Here is an 18,094-nt window from a genome sequence, read left to right on the forward strand (position 1 = left end):
CGGATGTTCGACCGCAATATTCACGCCTACCTGTTTCTCCTGCCCTGGCTGATCGGCTTCTTCGGCCTGACGCTGGGCCCGGCGCTCGCGTCGCTTTACCTGTCTTTCACCAATTACGACCTGTTGCAGTCGCCGGACTGGGTGGGGGCGGCAAATTATGTGCGCATCGCCACGGCCGATCCGAAATTTGCAGCCGCCATGCAGGTGACTTTTACCTATGTGCTGCTGTCGGTGCCGCTGAAGCTCATCTTCGCGCTGCTCGTGGCGCTTGCCTTCAATCGCGGCATCAAGGGTTTGACGCTTTACCGGGCGATATTCTACCTGCCGTCGCTGCTGGGTTCCAGCGTTGCGATTGCCGTGCTGTGGCGCCAGCTTTTCGCCTCTGACGGTCTCGTCAACATGATCCTCTGGCAGGCTTTCGGTTATGAAGGGCCGAGCTGGATTTCCAACCCGGATTATTCGATCTACACGCTGGTCATCCTGTCGGTCTGGCAGTTCGGTTCGCCGATGATCATCTTCCTCGCGGGTCTGAGACAAATCCCGCAGGATATGTATGAAGCCGCCGAAATCGACGGTGCAAGCAAGGTGCGGCAGTTCTTCCGTATTACCCTGCCGCTTTTGACCCCGGTGATCTTCTTCAACGCGGTGATCCAGACGATCGACGCCTTCAAGGCCTTCACGCCCGCCTTCATCATTTCCGAAGGCACCGGCGGGCCGATCAACTCGACACTGTTCTACACGCTCTACCTCTATCAGGAAGCCTTTGGTTTCTTCCGCATGGGTTATGCCTCGGCGCTGGCCTGGATTTTGGTGATCATCATCTCGCTGTTCACGGCCTTCTCGTTCCTCAGCGCGAAATACTGGGTACATTACGATGACTGATGCTGTTACCGCTCCCCGGCCGGGACAAGGCCCGCAACGCACGCCGCTGAAATCGGTGATGCTCCACACGGCGCTGATCATCGCCTCCTTCGCGATGCTCTATCCGATCCTGTGGATGATATCAGGTTCGTTCCGGCCGCAGGATGAGCTGTTCGGCTCTTCCTCGCTCATTCCCTCGGCGGTCGATGTCGGCGGATATATTCGCGGCTGGACGGGGCTGCAGGTGAGTTTCGGGCAGTTCTTCTGGAACTCCTTCTTCATCTCCGTGCTCGCCACCATAGGAAACGTGGTCGGCTGCTCGCTCACGGCCTTTGCTTTTGCCCGGCTGCGGTTCGGCGGGCGCAATTTCTGGTTCGCGCTGATGCTCGGCACCTTGATGTTGCCCTATCACGTGGTGCTCATCCCGCAATATATCCTGTTTCTGGAAATGGGCTGGGTGAACACATCGCTGCCGCTGATCGTGCCGAAATATCTGGCGACGGACGCCTTCTTCATCTTCCTGATGGTGCAGTTCTTCCGCGGTATCCCGCGTGAACTGGACGAGGCGGCTGTCATGGACGGCTGCTCGCCCTTCCGCATCTACTGGAAGATCATGCTGCCGCTATCGCTGCCGGTGCTGGCGACGGCCGCCATCTTTTCCTTCATCTGGACCTGGGACGATTTCTTCGGGCCGCTGATCTATCTGAACGACATCAACACCTACACCGTGCAGCTCGGCCTCAGATCCTTCGTGGATTCCACCGGCAGCTCGGACTGGACCTCGCTTTTCGCCATGTCCAACCTGTCACTGGTGCCGGTCTTCCTGTTCTTCCTGTTTTTCCAGCGGCTGCTGATTGAAGGCATCGCCACGACGGGAATGAAACGCTGAACGGAACCCGGATCGGGAACGCATTTTATAAGACCATCAACACTGTCGCTGCTGCCCTGCATGCGGCGCGACAGTCGGGAGAAACAGCATGGCAAGCAGCATTACGCTCGAAAAAATCGTCAAGCGGTTCGGCGCTTTTCCGGTCGTTCACGGTATCGATCTGAAGATCGAGCCGGGTGAGTTCACCGTTTTTGTCGGCCCCTCGGGCTGTGGCAAATCCACGCTTTTGCGCATGATTGCCGGTCTGGAGGAAATCTCCGAGGGTGATCTTCGCATCGATGGCGAAAGGGTCAACGAAACAGCCGCCTCCAAGCGCGGCATCGCCATGGTTTTCCAGTCCTATGCCCTTTATCCGCATATGAGCGTCTACAAGAACCTCGCCTTCGGGCTGGAAACGGCGGGTTACAAGAAGCCGGAAGTCGAGGCGCGGGTGCAGAAGGCCGCCGATATCCTGCAGATCGGCCCGCTATTGCAGCGCAAGCCGAAGGCACTTTCGGGCGGCCAGCGCCAGCGTGTCGCCATTGGCCGGGCCATCGTGCGCGAGCCGAAAATCTTCCTGTTCGACGAGCCTTTGTCCAACCTTGATGCGGAATTGCGCGTGCAGATGCGCGTCGAAATCGCCAAGCTGCACCAGACGCTCGGCAGCACCATGATCTATGTGACGCATGACCAGGTGGAAGCCATGACCATGGCCGACAAGATCGTCGTGCTGCGCGATGGCCGCATCATGCAGGTCGGCCGGCCGCTCGATCTTTACAATAATCCAGCCAACCAGTTCGTGGCCGGTTTCATCGGCTCGCCGAAGATGAACTTCCTCTCCGCCAAAGTGATTTCAGGCGATAGTTCCAACCGCACCATCGAGGTGGCCGGCCAGCGCATCGTGCTGGAAAAGCCGGTTGCGGCCGGCGAAGGCGAACCGCTGACCTTTGGCGTGCGCCCTGAACACGTCAACCCGCAGGCGCAATCCTCGCTCGGCGAAGCTTCCATCCAGCTCGTGGAACATCTCGGCGGCTCGACGGTGGTCTACACCAATACCCCGGACGGCCAACCGGCCACCGTGCTGCTGGACGGCCAGCGCCAGATCCGCATCGGCGAGACCATTCCCTTTGCATTCGATCTGGCCAAGACACATCTGTTCGGGGCGGATGGGCGGCGGATATGACACTTGTATCAACGTGTTGACGGCAAGGGGAAAAAAACTATTCCGTCATGCCGGCCTTGAGCTCGCATCCAGTGCTTCTGTGTAGCAAAAAAAGCCTCACGCGATCAAAAGCTTGCTCACCCTGGATCCCGGAGCAGGTCCGGGGTAACGGAATATGGGTGATGACATCATTCCTTTGAACGGCCGCAAACTGCAATGACAGATGCGCTTGTAAAGTCCGATTGCAAAACAAGGCAAATCTCGTCAATTTGGAGGCATTGGGGCTGGAGAGATGAATGCGCGGATTATGGCAACGAGTGACATATTATCGTCATCTCAGCGAGTTTTGGTCGCTCAATAAGGCGCAACGGACGCCATTCATAGCAGTCTTTCCGATATGGGCGGTAGTATCATTCTGGTGGTTTATGATGGCAATGCCGTTCGTATTGCCGTATATTTTGCTGCAATCATACTCCGACGATATCGCAAAAGTTTTTCTGCTGATTGCTGGTCTCCCTATCCTTTTAGTAGTCGTGTTAGCTGCGCAATGGGTTTTCGGCTGGTACTGGATCGCAGCCATGCTAGTGAGCGGCCGGCCCGAGGCGGCAAGGAAGAAGCAACAAGCCTTGATGGATGCAATTGATGCTTATCGGGCGAGATTGTTCTAGTTTTCAGCTAGTCGCTGATGCTTGACGATTTGATAGAGATGATAGGCATCTATTTCTAGGTTCTGGCTATCCCATTCCACGCTCGCTCCATAATCGGCAATCGTTGCGGTTTTCCAGACATCCGTTGAAAGAAGTGGAGTTAGTAATTCTCCGCCGCTTGCTATCCATCCGGAGAGATCGACCGTTGATTGGCCGCCATCTGTCCAGTTGATTTTAAGAATGCCTGGCCGCTTCGTTACAATGTTTTTGATACGTGGCGTCATGGCGTGGTCTGTTTGTCTGCAGAGGAGCGCATAGGTCGGTCGGGTTTATAACCTATCAAGAATCTCGCGTAGCGCCACCGCATCTTCCGCAAACTGACTGACATCATCACCCTTGACGAATTCCAGCATCGCATAAGCCGTCTTCGTCCAGCCGCTCTCCGGCAACCCCTCGACGCACGACCGCCAATAATCCGCACGGTCGGCAAGCGGCAGGCGGCTGGTGTCGGCAAGCCATGCAAAGACGTGCAGATGGCAGATGCGTGGGCCGATTGCCGATATTTCAGCGAGAGCCTTTTCGAGCGGCAGGCCGGGTGCCGGCTGCCAGTAGAAAAACAGGTTGGGCACGGCCAAATCCTGCGCCAGTTGCAGGGTCGAGGGCAGGGTGTCCGTCAGTGAATTGGGGTGATATTCGAGGCCGATCGTCATGCCGTAATCTTGCGCATGGCGGGCGATCTCTGCCAGCGCCTCGGTGGCCCTGCGGCGCTCGGCGGGAGAGTAGTCGGTGGAGGGCCGTTTGCGTTGGCCCGGCCAGATGCGGATATGGCCGGTGCCGAGCGCTTTGGCGGTTTCGAGAACAGCGGTCAAATCTTGCCGCGTAAAATCCGGCGCGAAGATGTAGGAGCCGTAGGAAGAGACGGTGAGGCCCGCTTTAGCGGTCCGCTCGGCCACATCCCTTGCGTTTTCGAGATCGCCTGGCGGCACATGGATATCCGCGCCCCACTCGATTGCCTTGATGTCGTTTGCGACGGCAAGGTCGATGACCGCCTGCGGCGACAGGGAGCGGAAGGTGACGGAGCAGAGGCCCGGCTCGAAAATTCTCATGCAATCAGTTCCAGATGTTCCGGCCGCACCTGCTGTTCAAGTGCAGCACCCTGGCAAAAGCGTTCGATTTCCGCGATTGCCATGTCGCCCAGCCTGGCGCGTTCGAGGCCTACGGCGCCGGCGATGTGTGGTGTCAGGAATACGTTGGGCAGGCTGTAGAAGGCAGAGTCCGGCGGCGGCACTTCCGGATCGGTCACATCGATGACGGCTTCGATACGCCCGGTTTTTAGCTCAGTCAGCAGTGCTTCCTCATCCACCAGAGCGCCGCGCGCCGTGTTGATCAGGGTTGCGCCATCTTTCATCCGGGCGAGTGCTTCCGCGCCGATCATATGCCGGGTCTGCGGCAGCGACGGCGCATGCAGCGAAATGACGTCGCTCATTGCCATCAGCGCATCAAGCGATACCAGCCGCACGCCAAGTCGCTCCGCCTCCGCAGCGCTTAAAAACGGGTCGAAAAGGATGATGTCGAGATCGAAGGGTTTCAGCAGATTGATGACCCGACGCCCGATGCGCGATGCGCCGACCACGCCGACCGTCAGGCCGAGATTGCCGATGGCCTGCGATTGCAGGTGATCGACGTTTTCCCGCCCGCGGTCTTTTCCATAAAACCGTCGGAAGCTGAATACGCGCTTGCCGGCAAGCAGGATCATCGCCTGCGTAAATTCGGCGACCGGCTGCGCATTGGCCTCCGCCGCACTGCACACGGTAATGCCGCGCTCAAAGACCGCCTGCGAGAGGAAATATTTCACCGTGCCGGCAGCATGGGAAATCAGCTTCAGCCGTGACATCAACGCCAGTTCCCGTGCGCCAATATCGGGGCAGCCCCAGCCGGTCAGGAGAATATCCGTCCGTTCCAGCTGGTCTTTTATCGATGGATCGTGAAAGTCGCAGATGCGGTTGATGTCGATGATATCGACGCTCTGCGACAGTCTTTCTAGCGCCTGTGGTGTCAGCACATGCTGCGTCCGCTCCGGGTCCATGGCAAGGCTGAGACGCGGAAGCGGGCTCGTCATCGTGGCTCTCCCGTCGCCGCCATGCTGCTGACCGGGACGCCGCGTTCCGCAAACAGGCGGTCGAGCGCCCCAATGTCCGGAAGAACAGGAACAGCCGCCAGGATTTTTTGGCTTTCAGGCCCGGTCAATCCTGCAAAGACGGCACAGGCGAGCAGAGTTTCGCCGGCTGGAATGTCGCCGCGCAATTGCGGCACCGTGGTTTTGGCATTGACGAGGTTGGTATTGGGTAGCGCCTTCAGTGCGATGCCCTGGCGGGATATGACGGAGCCGAGATCGATGATCGCGGAGATGTCGGTGCCGCAATCAGCCGATGCATGGCCGGTTGTCTCGGTTACGGCATCGCTGTTGCCGTCATTGCGGTGGATGGCGAAGCCGCCTTCGGTGACGGAAAGCGGCCGGGCGGAGGTGATCCGGTGCAGCCGGATATGCCAGTCGCCGGCAGCAACCAGCGTCGTTTCAACCTCGACATCGGGGAACGCTTTCCATGTCGCCCGCAGGTTTTCCCCGGCCAGCAGAACCTTTTCGTTGGTTTCGCGTACCCGGTAATGCAAACCGTCATCAGAGAAGGCCAGCATATTGTCAAAACCATTGGTCTTGAAGCCGCGCTCATCCACCTCCACACCAAAACCATAACGGGAGGAATAGGCGAATTTGGCATATTTCTCCGACCCGCCGCGCATCGACAGGGTTTCCTGCCCGCTGGAAAGTGCCGTGACGTTGCCTTTCGTTCGCATCATCACCATGCCGGGATGAAGGAGCGGCCGCGGTTTGGTGGAGGTTTCGGGCAACTTTTCTTCCGCCTGCCAGAAGGGGTGGCTTTCCGGCAAGGCGAGCGGCAGGAAGGCCTTGAAGGCCCAATAGGGAGAACCGGCCGAATTATAACTTTCCGACATGGTCAGCTGCGGATAGGCGTAACCGATGGAGAGAACGCCGTCGCGATCGGCAATCGGCTTTTGTGCCCACCAGCGCAGATGCTGCAGATAAAGCCCCTTGATTTCGCCCCAGGGCAGAGCCTCTTCATCGGCAAAGGCAAGGCCGGCCCAGAAACCGCCACAGGCGAAACGATAGGTCATGGACCGGCCGAAGGCCAGCGCCCCGCCATCCTCATCGAACCAGCTGGCAAAATCGCCGGCAAACAGGCGGGCGCGTTCGCGGTAACGTTCGGCGTAAGCATCACCAGGCTTGCTGAGTTTTGCGTAGATCAGGCCGTAAAAATGCATGGCGAAGGCGATATAGTGGTCGATGCGGCGATAATCGCCGTCACGATACCAGCCGTCGGCAATGTAGAAACCGTCCAGCTCCGCCTGGAAGATCTCCGTCAGGCTGCGATCGAAATCTACGCCCAGATGATCGAGCGCCATGTCGACCATCACCCGGAAAAATTTCCAGTTATTGTCGGCATAATTGCGCTCGCGCGCCGTCAGCAGATAGCGGCGGACATTGTCTTTCTGTGCGTCGGAGAGGGGTTCCCAAAGATGTTGCGGTGCAAGCCGAAGCGCAAAGCCCAGAGCTGCAAGCTCCACCAGCCGCTGATCCTTCTGGCGCACGTCGCCCCAATAATCGGGATGGGCGGGATCGGTGCCGTTGGCGATGCCTTTTGCCAGAAGCGGCCAATGCTCAAAACTGTCGCCGCTGAGCGCCAGCGGCGCGATGCCCCAGAGCGGCCGGGCAAATCCTTCCAGATCGGCCGCCGCCCGGTCAAAATGCGCGGCAGTGCCGCTAAGTGTCACCCTTGCGCCGCTTTGCGAAAAATAGGGCAGGAGCGGTGCGAAACTGTCATCCAGCGCCTTTCTGACATCGGCGCGGGTTTTAAGCGGATTACCATAGAGCGGATTGAAACGGGTCATCGGATCATTGTTTGCCGCATCATGCATTACGTATCGCCTTTCCCGTCTTTTTCGCCTGTCCCGCGGTCTGTCCTTCCACCAGCTGCACACCCAGCTGCACCTGCCGGGCATTGGCGGAAGGTTCCGTCAGCCGGCGGCGCATCAGTTCCACGGCCTCGCGGGCGATTTCGCGGCGGTCGACGCGGATGGTGCTAAGGCGAGGGGTGGACAGTTCGGCAAAGGGCAGATCATCGAAGCCGATGATGGAAAGATCGTCCGGCACGGCAAGGCCAAGCTCCTGCGCCGCCCCCAGCGCGCCGAGCGCAATCGCATCGTTCATGCAGAAAATGCCTGTCAGGTCAGGGTTCTTGGCCAGTAGCTGGCGAACCGCATCCCCCGCCTGTCCGAAGCCGCTATCCACGGTGGAGAGCAGGAATTCCTCATAGGTCGTGCCTTCTTCCTCAAGGATGGTGTGGCGGAAGCCGCGCATGCGCTCGCGTATGGTGTGGCGGTGGTGCGGGCCGATATAGGCGACCTTGCGGTGGCCGAGTTCCAGAAGCCGCCGCGCTGCCATTGCACCGCCGTAAAAATTGGAGGGCGAAACACAATCCAACGTCATCGAGGGGTCGGCGCTGTTGACCAGAACCGGCTGCAGCACACCCTGCGTGATGCGGTTAATGATCTCCTCTTCAGGGTCGAGGCCGATGGCAAGAAGGCCGTCCGCTTCGCAGACCCGCTGTGTCAGGGCGTCATCCACCTGTTTCTGGTGCAGCAGCCGGATATCGAGTTCAAACCCGTCCGTCTGGGCGAGGCTGCGCAGCATGTCGAAAATATCGTGATAAAAAGCGCCGATATCGCCGGTTGCCCTTTCGGCGGACATCAGGGCGAGAACCTTCTTGCCCTCCAGCGGCACGCCGCCGGCCTGGCTGGTGACCGGCCGCAGCGGATAACCGAGCTCCGCCGCAACCCCCAGAACCTTGGTCTGGATCGAAGCGCTGATGCCTTTTTCCCCGGCGAGAACACGAGAGACGGTGCTGATGGAGACACCGGCGCGCTGGGCGATATCCGACTGGCGCGGGCGGCTGATGTCGGGCGTATCGTTCATGTCGTCTCCTGCGCTTGCAAAAAAATCTATTATGATGCAAATATTGCAAATACAGAAAATTTGCAAGAATTAAGTAGTCAGTGAAAAATTTGCAAAACGCGGGAGGAGCAGATGCAAACTATCGACAGACGTGGATTTTTGGTGACGGCGGCGCTGGCCGGTCTTGGGGTTGCGGCGGGCGGTTTCCGCGCGCTGGCGGCCGAGACCCGGCTTCGTTGCGTGTGGTGGGGATCAGCCGATCGCAACAAGCGCACCAATGACGTCATCGCCCTTTACCAGAAGGCCGATCCGCAAACAGTTGTCAGCGGCGAAATGATCGCCGGTTCCGACTACTGGACCAAGCTTGCGACCTCGATGGCGGGACGCAATGTCGCCGACATCTTTCAGCTTGAACCATCCACCATCGCCGATTATTCCGGCCGTGGCGCCTGCATGGAACTAGATCAGTTCGTCGGCTCGGCGCTTGATCTTTCCAGCTTCGGCAAGAGCGAGATCGATCTTTGCCGCATCGACGGCAAGCTTTACGGCGTCGGTCTCGGGCTTAATTCCTTCTGCATGATGTATGATGCCGAGGCGTTGAAGGAAGCCGGCGTTTCCATGCCGGAAGGGCAGATCACCTGGACGGCGCTTGCGGAACTGGCGCGCGATTTCAAGAAGAACGGCCCGGCGCGGCGCAATTATTGGGCCATTCCCTATGGTGCGCGTTATCATTACGTCTTCGATGTCTGGCTTCGCCAGCGCGGCAAGCTGCTGTTTCAGGATGGCACCATCGGCTTCAACAAGGAAGACGCCAAGGAATGGTTCGCCTATTGGGAAAAGCTGCGTGAGGACAAGCTCTGCGTTTCCGCCGATATCCAGACGCGTGATGACAACACCATCGAATCCAATGCCTTGACGCTTGGCAATTCCGCCACCGGTTTTGCCTATTCCAACCAGCTTGTGGGTTATCAGGCGCTCAACAAGAAAACGCTGTCCATCGGCATGCTGCCGGGTGAGGGGGCCGGCAAGCCGACCGGGCATTATTACCGGCCGGGACTTATCTGGTCCATTTCGTCCACCTCCACCAATCCGGAAGCGGCGGCGAAGTTCATCAACTTCTTCGTCAACGATCTGGAGGCCGGCAAGGTACTTGGCGTGGAACGCGGCGTGCCGCCGGCAAAGAAGGTGCGTGAGGCAGTATTGCCGAGCCTCAATGAGACTGAGCGCAAATCGGTGGATTATATCGAAAGCCTGTCCGGAAAGACCGATGCCTATCCGGAGCCCGCCCCCATCGGTGCCAATGAGTTCGACCGTGGCGTGATGCGTCCGATTGCCGATTCGCTCGCCTTCGGTCGCGCCAGCGTGGATGAAGCGGCGCAGAATCTTGTCGACACCGGCACGCGGACCCTGCGCAAGCGCGGTTGACGACAAAGGGGCATCGCCACGTGGTCTCAAGGCTGCGTGGCGATGCCTTTTTCATGCCTTTAACTTTCAGATATGCCTGAACGATAAACAACACTGGACAAGTATAGGGTATTTAAGCCAGAAATCCTGATCTGGATCGATAAATCTGAAGATTAGAGAATGGCCCCCAATTTCCTCCTGGTTGATGCTGAAAAAGAATTCGATGTCCTGAAAGCGGCTGCTTCGTTGATCCGCGTGCAGATATTGAAGCTGCTGCATGAGACGAGCGGTCTGAATGTCAACGAGATCGCGCAGCGGCTGGAGTTACCCCAGTCCACCGTTTCCGCCGGTGTGGCCGTTCTTGAAGAGGCGGGGCTGCTGCGAACCGAGACGCGCAAGGCGCGCAAGGGCAGCCAGAAAATCTGCTTCGCCACCTGCGACGAACTCATCGTTTCCTTCCGAAGACCCGAGGCGCCGGCGGCTTCCAATTACATTGCGGTGGCCATGCCGCTTGGTCTTTATACCCAGAGTTCGGTGACGGCACCCTGCGGCATCTGTTCGCCTGATGGTATTATCGGGCTTCTGGATGTGCCCGATACCTTCATGGATCCTGATCGCATGAAGACGGCGCTCTTATGGTTGACATCCGGCTTCGTGGAATATCAATTCCCCAATAATGCCAAGATTCAGGGCCGAAACGTCGAAGAAATCGAGTTTTCGATGGAGGTCAGTTCCGAGGTGCCGGGAACGCACAGCAACTGGCCGTCGGACATAACCCTCTCCGTCAACGGCAGGGAAATCGGCGTGTGGACCTCGCCGGGTGACTTCGGTGACAAGCGAGGGGTGTTCACGCCCGATTGGTGGAAACTCTCCGGTTCCCAATATGGCATGCTCAAAACCTGGCGCATCACCGCGCAGGGAACCTATGTCGATGGTACCCGCATTTCGGATGTGACGCTGGCGGATATCGATCTGGTGAGCCATCGTTCCATCCGCCTGCGCATCGAAGTCAAGGCCGACGCGAAACATCCGGGCGGGCTGAATATCTTCGGCCGGGGTTTCGGAAATTACGATCAGGACATCGTCCTGCGCCTGCGCACGGCAGACTGAGCCTTCAAATTTTAAAAGTATGATTTTCGCGGTTGACAGGCGCGGATTCCCTCGGCAACTATATTATCAAATATGGTTCATACCATATTTTAAGATATAAATGCGCAGGGAGGAGAGCCTATGAAAGCGCGGGTTTCAGTCCACCGGGATTTCCGGATTGGGCGTATCGACGATCGCCTATATTCCGCCTTCATCGAGCATATGGGGCGTGCGATCTATGGCGGGATTTACGAGCCCGGCCATCCGCAGGCGGATGAGAACGGCTTTCGCAGGGATGTCCTGAAATTCGTGCAGGACCTGAAAATTCCCGCCATCCGTTATCCCGGCGGCAATTTCGTTTCCGCCTATCGCTGGGAAGACGGTATCGGCCCGCGCGACAAGCGGCCTATTCGTCTGGACCTTGCCTGGCGGTCAAAGGAAACCAACCAGATCGGCATCAATGAATTCGCCGACTGGGCGCAGATGGCCGGCATCGAGATGATGCTGGCGGTCAATCTTGGTTCCCGCGGTCTGGATGATGCCCGCAACTTCCTTGAATATGTGAATTTTCCCGGCGGCACCGAGCTTAGCGATCTGCGCCGCAGCCACGGCACCGAGAAACCGCATGGCGTGAAGATGTGGTGCCTCGGCAACGAGATGGACGGCCCCTGGCAGATCGGCCACAAGACGGCGGTGGAATATGGCCGGCTGGCCAACGAAACCGCCAAGGCTTTCAAAGGCTTCGACCCGACAATTGAAGCGATCGTCTGCGGCAGTTCGAATGATGGCATGCCGACCTATCCCGAGTGGGAACGCGAAGTGCTGGAAGAATGCTACGAGAATGTCGACCACATCTCGCTGCACAAATATTTCGGCAATAACAGCCGCGACACGCTGAATTATTTCGGCAAGATCGAAGAGACCGGCCGCTATATCCAGACGATTGCCGGCGTCATCGATTATGTGAAAGCCAAGAAGCGCGCCAAAAACGATGTTTCCATCTGCTTCGACGAATGGAACGTCTGGTATCACATCCGCGAAGACGACAGCAAACGCATCAAGAGCTGGGATTGGCCGGAAGCGCCCGCCCTGCTGGAAGAGACCTATAATTTCGAGGATGCTCTCTTCGTTGCCGGTCTGCTTAATGAGTTCATCCGCCGCTCGGACCGCGTGCGCATCGCCTGCATCGCCCAGCTCGTCAACGTCATCGCCCCGATCCGGGCAGAAAAGAACGGGCCGGCCTGGCGTCAGACAATCTATTATCCCTATCAGTTCGCCTCGCTTTATGGTCGTGGTGTTGCGCTGAATGTCGCGGTCGATTGCCCGACTTACGATTGCAACGCGGCTGACGACGTCAAATATCTCGATGTCGCCGGGGTCTTCAGCGAGGAAGAAGGCGTGGTGACGCTGTTTGTCCTCAACCGCCATCTCACCGAGGCGGCGGATATCAATGTCAGCCTCACCGGATTTTCATCCGCCACCCTCAGCCTGCATCTTGCGATGGCGGGATATGACCTGCGGGTCGGAAACGGCCCCGACCAGCCCGACCGCGTCGTGCCGGTGCCGGGCAGTGGCGTTGCCGTCGAGGATGGCGCGCTCAAAGGCTCCGTGCCGGCGTTGTCCTATCACGTGCTGCGCCTGAAGGTTCAGTGAGGCGGTGATGGGTGTCCGTCTCAACAATATCGCCAAGTCCTTCGGATCGTTCGCAGCGATCCGGGACGTCTCGATGGAAATCCCGACCGGCAGCTTCGCGGTGTTCGTGGGGCCTTCCGGTTGCGGAAAATCCACCCTGTTGCGCATGATCGCCGGGCTTGAGGAAACCAGTGGCGGCCGCATCGCCATTGACGACCGCGATGTTACCGCGGTCGAACCGGCGGATCGCGGCGTGGCGATGGTCTTCCAGAATTATGCGCTCTATCCGCATCTGACGGTGTTCGAGAACATGGCTTTCAGCCTGCGGCTTGCCCGCCGCCCGAAGGCGGAGGTGAATGAGAGGGTGGGCGAGGCCTCCCGCATCCTCCAGCTTGACGAGCATCTGCACAAAAGGCCTTCGCAGCTTTCGGGTGGCCAGAGGCAGCGTGTGGCCATCGGCCGCGCCATCGTGCGGCAGCCGAAGGTGTTCCTGTTCGATGAACCCCTGTCCAATCTGGACGCCGAGTTGCGCGTGCAGATGCGGCTGGAACTGACCCGGCTGCACCGCAAGCTCGGCGCGACCATGATCTATGTCACGCATGATCAGGTGGAGGCGATGACACTTGCCGACAGGATTTTCGTGCTGAAGGGCGGCATCGTGCAGCAGGCGGGGGCGCCTCTGACGCTGTATGACGATCCCGACAATCGTTTCGTGGCGGGCTTTATCGGATCGCCGGCGATGAATTTCCTGCAGGCCGATGTTGTGGAGCAGCGTGATGGCCACGTGACGCTGGCGCTCGAAGGCGGTAAGCGGCCTCTCGAAGCGCGGTTGTCGCAGCCGGTGTCGCCCGGCCAGCGGCTCGAGATTGGCATCAGGCCGGAACATCTGGCGATCACGGATGAAGGCGTCTTGCCCGTCATCGTCGAGGTGGCCGAGGAGCTTGGCGATCTGTCTTACCTCTACACCCGCACCAGGGCGGGAAAGGAGCTTATCGTGCAGCGGCAGGGCTCCCGGGAGCAGCTGGATGGCCGGTCCGTCTCGCTCAGCGCCTCGCCCGACAGGATCCTGGTTTTCGACAGCGACGGCAAAAGGTTGCGATAGGCGCGAGGAGGCGCCTTTCGATGCAGCAAACCATCCCCTGACGGGGTGTTTCAAGAAACGGGAGGAATAACGATGCGATTGATCAAGACATTGCTTATCGGCACGGTTCTGGGTTTGACCGCCATGCCGGCGCTTGCCAAGCAGGATATCATCTGGTGGGACTTTCTGGCCGGTGGTGACGGCGTGCGCATGAAAGCGCTGATCGAGGCCTTCAACAAGGAACATCCCGATATCCAGATCAAGGGCACGACACTGGAATGGGGCGTTCCCTTTTACACCAAGGTGAGAACGGCCTCTGCGGTCGGTTCAGGTCCGGATATCATGACCTATCACCTGTCGCGCGCGCCGCTTGGCCTTGAAGAAAAGGTGCTGAGCGAAATCACCGCAAAGGATCTTGAGGATGCCGGGCTGAAGACGGAAGACTTCTTCAGCGCGCCGGTGGAGGCGGCCACGCAGGACGGCAAGCTTTACGCTGTGCCGTTCGATATTCACGCCCTTGTCCTTTATTACAACGCCGATCTTTTGAAGGGCTCTCCCTATCTCGATGCCGAAGGCAAGCTGACCGGCATCAAGACGATCGAGGATTTCGAAAAGGCGCTCGCCTGGGCGAAGGAAAATGGCGTTGAGACGCCGATCACCTATCAGTCGGGCGGTGAAGGCGGGGTCTGGCGGGTGTTTTATACGCTGCTGTCGCAGCAGGGTGGCGAACTCGTCACCGGTAAGGAGGTTCTGGCCGGCGACAATGCCGAAAAGGCCGCAAAAGCCATAGACACCCTGTCCAGATGGCGGGAAAACGGCTGGGCGCCGGAACAGGCGGAATATGAGGCCTCGGTGGCGCTGTTTTCCGCCGGCAAATCTGCCTTCCAGCTGAATGGCGTCTGGGAAGTACCGACCTATAAGGATCTGGAAAAGAACGGCAAGCTCGGGTTCAAATGGAGTGCGGTGGAAGTGCCGCCTTTGATGGGCAAACGCGCCACCTGGGCGGATTCCCATGCTTTCGCCATCCCGAATGAAGGCGACAAGACGGTTTCCGGCGAAAAGCGCGCCGCAGTCATGACGGTGATCGGCTGGATGGAAAAACACGCCATCAGCTGGGCCGATGCCGGGCATATTCCAGCCTATAAATCGATCACCGAAAGTGCTGAATATAAGGCCATGCAGCCGAACGCCACCTATGCCACGCTGGCGGAGGCGGCGGTGTTTGACCCCAAGACCACAATTACCGGGGTTGCCTCTCCGGCCTATGACGCGGCACTCAACGTCATCGCGCCGGCCATTCAGGGTTTTGTCGGCAGCGCGGAAGCCGTCGAGCAGATCCAGTCCGAACTTCAGGGCAAACTCAAATAATCCACGCCTGCCCTCCGGCCCCAATGGCTGGAGGGCATCGCGCATACGCAGAGGCCCGGAGGCATTCCATGGCAATGATTGAAAACCGGCGGAAGAAGTCGCTGATCGCGCTGTCGATGGTGACGCCATTCATCGTCGTCTTCGCCACCTTCTTCCTTTATCCGCTGATCGAGATGGTGCGCATCAGCTTTACCGATGCGCCGCTGATCGGTGAGGGAAACTGGGTCGGGTTTGAGAATTATGCGAAACTGCTGGGCGACCGGCTTTTTGTCACCTCGCTGAAGAACAACGGTTATTTCGTCCTCTTGACCGTGGTGCCGACCACCATAATCGCGTTGATGATTTCACTCGCCGTCAGCCGGCTGTCGGGCATCGGGCAGACAATCGCCATGAGCCTGTTTTTCCTGCCTTACGTGCTGCCGGTTTCGGTGGTGACGGAGATCTGGGCATGGATGCTCGATTTGCAGTTCGGTGTTCTCCAGCCGGTCATTTCGCTGCTGGCGGGCAAGCCCGTCGCCGTCTTCAAGAACCCCTATTGGGTGATGCCGATGGTCGCTGTCGTCACCATCTGGTGGACGAACGGTTTTAACGTGCTGCTGTTCATTGCCGGCCTGCGCAATATTCCGACCGAGCTTTATGAAGCGGCGGCGCTGGATGGCGCGACGACCTGGCAACGTTTCCGTCGCGTCACCTGGCCGCTTCTGTGGCCCGTGACGGCACTTGTCCTGACGCTGCAACTGATCCTGCAACTGAAGATATTCGACCAGATCTACCTTCTGAGCGGCGGCGGCCCTTTCAATTCCAGCTTCGTGCTCCTCCTCAAGGTCTATCGCGAGGCCTTCCAGATGAACAATGGCGGTTACGCCTCGGCCGTTGCGACCGTGCTTTTCCTGTTGATCGTCATCGTTTCCGTTCTCCAGTTCCAGCTGCTGCGCATCCGGAGGAACTCATGAGCCCGACCAGAAAACTAGAGAACATCGTTCTGACCCTTTTGACCTTTTCGGCGGCGCTGGTGTGGATTTTTCCGCTCTACTGGAGTTTCGTCACGTCGCTTCGTTCCGATGAGAATGTTGCCGGCAACACATCGTTGCTGCCGGATGAGTTCCAGCTGGGCGCCTATGTGAACGCGATATTCAACACGCGGCTGCTGACCTGGTATGTCAATTCCATCGGCACCGCCGTCATCGTCACGGTCTCCGTCCTGTTCATTTCGATGCTGTGCGCCTATGCGCTGTCGCAGATACGCTTTCCGGGACGGCGGCTGCTCTATGGCATCGTGCTGGCAAGTTTCATGGTGCCGGCGCAGACGCTTGTCGTCACGCAGTTCATCCTGATGAAGAACCTCAACCTCATCAACACCTGGGCCGGCATCATCCTGCCGCAGCTCATCACCCCCATCGTCATCATCGTCTACAAGCAGTTCTTCGACAGCGTGCCGAAGGAGATGCGCGAAGCGGTGGTGCTGGATGGCGGCGGCGAATACACGATCCTGTTCCGGGTCTATCTGCCGCTCAACTGGGGGATCACGACCGCCATGGCGATCGTGACCTTCATTTCCGTGTGGAATGCCTTCTTCTGGCCTTTCCTCGTCGTCACCTCGGAAAACATGATGACGATCCCCGTCGGCATTACCCAGGTCAACGACGCCTTCGGTGTCGCCTATGCGCGCCTGATGGCCGTTGCGATGCTGGCTGCACTGCCGGTCATCATCGCTTACGTCATCTTCCAGCGCCGCGTGACGGAGGCCATCATGATTTCGTCAGGCGTGAAGGGCTAAGCCGAAAGGCCTTGTCTTCTAGACTGCCAGCAATGCCTCCTTGCCGAGATTATTGGTCTCGGTTGCCCCTTCCGTTTCGATCCGCTTGCCGGTGGCAGGGTCGAAGAAATGCAGGTGCGCAGGCGGCATGGTGAGGTGGATGCGCTGGCCGGGTTTGACCGAAAGGTCTTCGCCGATTGCGGCGGAGAAGGTTTCGCCGGCGATCTCGGCATGCACGATGCGGCCGGAGCCGAGCTCTTCGACGAAATCGACGATTGCCGGTACGCCTGGGCCTTCTTCCGTGCTGACAAGGCACTGTTCCGGGCGAATGCCCACCGTCACGTCGCGGCCGCGCAGTTCAAGGCCGGTTTCGGGGAAGAGTTTGACCGCCGCGCCGCCCAGCATCACCGCAGGCGATTCGACTTCGACCCTTGTGGTGAACAGGTTCATCGCCGGGGAACCGATGAAGGACGCGACGAAGGTGGTGGCGGGGCGATGATAGATATCGAGCGGATGGCCGACCTGTTCGACATTGCCCTTGTTCATCACCACCAGCCGGTCGGCCAGCGTCATCGCTTCCACCTGGTCATGGGTGACGAAAACCGAGGTTGCGGACAGGCGCTGGTGCAGCTTGCGGATTTCGGCGCGCATGGTAACGCGCAGCTTGGCGTCGAGGTTGGAGAGCGGCTCGTCGAACAGGAAGACCTGCGGTTCGCGGATGATCGCGCGGGCCATGGCGACGCGCTGGCGCTGGCCACCGGAAAGGGCGGCCGGCTTGCGCTCCAGAAAATCGGTAAGGCCGACGATCTTCGCGGTTTCTTCGATGCGGCGCAGGCGCTCGGCCTTGGCGACACCGGCGACTTTCAGCGCATAACCGATATTGCCGGCGACCGACATATGCGGATAAAGCGCATAATTCTGGAACACCATGGCGCAGCCGCGTTCACGCGGCTCGAGCTTGTTGACGACGCGCCCGCCAATGGAGATTTCACCTGATGTAATGTCTTCCAGCCCAGCGATCATGCGCAGAAGCGTGGATTTGCCGCAGCCCGAGGGGCCGAGGATAACGACGAATTCGCCGGATTCGAAAGAGAGATCCACGCCATGCAGGGTGGGTGTCTTGCCGTAGGATTTGCGGACCTGGCGGATATCGATCTGAGCCATGATGGGAAACCTTGTTGTTGAAAGCCGCGCGCC

General features: G+C 58.8%; 17 protein-coding genes. 11 read left to right on the forward strand and 6 right to left on the reverse strand.

Features of this window, described 5'->3' with window-relative positions:
- Positions 1-3 precede the first annotated feature (3 nt).
- The 4 genes from AKG12_RS18880 (at position 4) to AKG12_RS18895 (ending at position 3,559) form a co-directional block, all read left to right on the forward strand.
- Positions 4-882, forward strand: a complete 879-nt coding sequence (locus AKG12_RS18880) for a carbohydrate ABC transporter permease (RefSeq protein ID WP_285277765.1) — start codon at positions 4-6, stop codon at positions 880-882.
- A complete protein-coding gene (locus AKG12_RS18885) occupies positions 875-1,750 on the forward strand; it encodes a carbohydrate ABC transporter permease (RefSeq protein WP_046800420.1) in 876 nt (291 codons plus the stop codon). Before AKG12_RS18880 ends, AKG12_RS18885 begins: the two co-directional genes overlap by 8 nt.
- An 88-nt stretch (positions 1,751-1,838) precedes the next feature.
- Positions 1,839-2,912: an ABC transporter ATP-binding protein gene (locus AKG12_RS18890; protein ID WP_046800421.1), complete on the forward strand. Its 1,074-nt coding sequence runs from the start codon at positions 1,839-1,841 to the stop codon at positions 2,910-2,912.
- 275 nt (positions 2,913-3,187) lie between these two features.
- Positions 3,188-3,559 carry a hypothetical protein gene (locus AKG12_RS18895; protein WP_046800422.1) on the forward strand — a complete coding sequence of 124 codons (372 nt, stop codon included), beginning with the start codon at positions 3,188-3,190 and terminating at the stop codon, positions 3,557-3,559.
- Here the strand turns inward: AKG12_RS18895 and AKG12_RS30330 are convergent.
- The 5 genes from AKG12_RS30330 to AKG12_RS18915 are packed head-to-tail and all read right to left on the reverse strand — an operon-like array spanning position 3,556 to position 8,588.
- Positions 3,556-3,822, reverse strand: a complete 267-nt coding sequence (locus tag AKG12_RS30330) for a hypothetical protein (RefSeq protein ID WP_137002550.1) — start codon at positions 3,820-3,822, stop codon at positions 3,556-3,558. The genes AKG12_RS18895 and AKG12_RS30330 overlap by 4 nt on opposite strands.
- Before the next feature lie 45 nt (positions 3,823-3,867).
- Positions 3,868-4,644, reverse strand: a complete 777-nt coding sequence (locus AKG12_RS18900) for a sugar phosphate isomerase/epimerase family protein (RefSeq protein ID WP_052820036.1) — start codon at positions 4,642-4,644, stop codon at positions 3,868-3,870.
- The gene (locus AKG12_RS18905) at positions 4,641-5,657 is read right to left on the reverse strand and encodes a hydroxyacid dehydrogenase (RefSeq protein ID WP_052820037.1); all 1,017 of its coding nucleotides are present in this window, start codon (positions 5,655-5,657) and stop codon (positions 4,641-4,643) included. Before AKG12_RS18905 ends, AKG12_RS18900 begins: the two co-directional genes overlap by 4 nt.
- On the reverse strand, positions 5,654-7,531 hold the full coding sequence (locus AKG12_RS18910; protein ID WP_052820038.1) for a DUF2264 domain-containing protein: 1,878 nt from the start codon (positions 7,529-7,531) through the stop codon (positions 5,654-5,656). The genes AKG12_RS18905 and AKG12_RS18910 overlap by 4 nt, the downstream gene beginning before the upstream one ends.
- The gene (locus AKG12_RS18915; protein ID WP_052820039.1) at positions 7,524-8,588 is read right to left on the reverse strand and encodes a LacI family DNA-binding transcriptional regulator; all 1,065 of its coding nucleotides are present in this window, start codon (positions 8,586-8,588) and stop codon (positions 7,524-7,526) included. The genes AKG12_RS18910 and AKG12_RS18915 overlap by 8 nt, the downstream gene beginning before the upstream one ends.
- 111 nt (positions 8,589-8,699) lie before the next feature.
- Here AKG12_RS18915 and AKG12_RS18920 point away from each other — a divergent pair, with 111 nt between their 5' ends.
- The 7 genes from AKG12_RS18920 to AKG12_RS18950 all read left to right on the forward strand — a co-directional run bounded on the left by AKG12_RS18920 (position 8,700) and on the right by AKG12_RS18950 (position 16,918).
- The gene (locus AKG12_RS18920) at positions 8,700-9,992 is read left to right on the forward strand and encodes an ABC transporter substrate-binding protein (RefSeq protein WP_052820040.1); all 1,293 of its coding nucleotides are present in this window, start codon (positions 8,700-8,702) and stop codon (positions 9,990-9,992) included.
- A gap of 159 nt (positions 9,993-10,151) precedes the next feature.
- Entirely contained in the window at positions 10,152-11,081 is a 930-nt protein-coding gene (locus tag AKG12_RS18925) for an ArsR/SmtB family transcription factor (protein WP_046800428.1), read from the forward strand.
- Between the two features lie 120 nt (positions 11,082-11,201).
- Positions 11,202-12,713: an arabinosylfuranosidase ArfA gene (gene arfA / locus AKG12_RS18930; RefSeq protein WP_052820041.1), complete on the forward strand. Its 1,512-nt coding sequence runs from the start codon at positions 11,202-11,204 to the stop codon at positions 12,711-12,713.
- A 7-nt stretch (positions 12,714-12,720) separates the two neighbouring features.
- Complete coding sequence (locus tag AKG12_RS18935; RefSeq protein WP_052820042.1) at positions 12,721-13,794, forward strand: ABC transporter ATP-binding protein; 1,074 nt, start codon at positions 12,721-12,723, stop codon at positions 13,792-13,794.
- 72 nt (positions 13,795-13,866) lie between these two features.
- Positions 13,867-15,141, forward strand: a complete 1,275-nt coding sequence (locus AKG12_RS18940) for an extracellular solute-binding protein (protein WP_052820043.1) — start codon at positions 13,867-13,869, stop codon at positions 15,139-15,141.
- Positions 15,142-15,209: 68 nt separating this feature from the next.
- Positions 15,210-16,094: a carbohydrate ABC transporter permease gene (locus AKG12_RS18945; RefSeq protein WP_046800432.1), complete on the forward strand. Its 885-nt coding sequence runs from the start codon at positions 15,210-15,212 to the stop codon at positions 16,092-16,094.
- Positions 16,091-16,918 carry a carbohydrate ABC transporter permease gene (locus AKG12_RS18950; RefSeq protein WP_046800433.1) on the forward strand — a complete coding sequence of 276 codons (828 nt, stop codon included), beginning with the start codon at positions 16,091-16,093 and terminating at the stop codon, positions 16,916-16,918. The genes AKG12_RS18945 and AKG12_RS18950 overlap by 4 nt, the downstream gene beginning before the upstream one ends.
- Positions 16,919-16,936: 18 nt before the next feature.
- Here AKG12_RS18950 and AKG12_RS18955 read toward each other — a convergent pair whose 3' ends face one another.
- Positions 16,937-18,061, reverse strand: a complete 1,125-nt coding sequence (locus AKG12_RS18955) for a sn-glycerol-3-phosphate import ATP-binding protein UgpC (RefSeq protein WP_052820044.1) — start codon at positions 18,059-18,061, stop codon at positions 16,937-16,939.
- Positions 18,062-18,094 lie beyond the last annotated feature (33 nt).

The sequence above is a fragment of the Agrobacterium sp. SUL3 genome, from assembly GCF_001263295.1.
Lineage (GTDB): Bacteria > Pseudomonadota > Alphaproteobacteria > Rhizobiales > Rhizobiaceae > Agrobacterium > Agrobacterium tomkonis.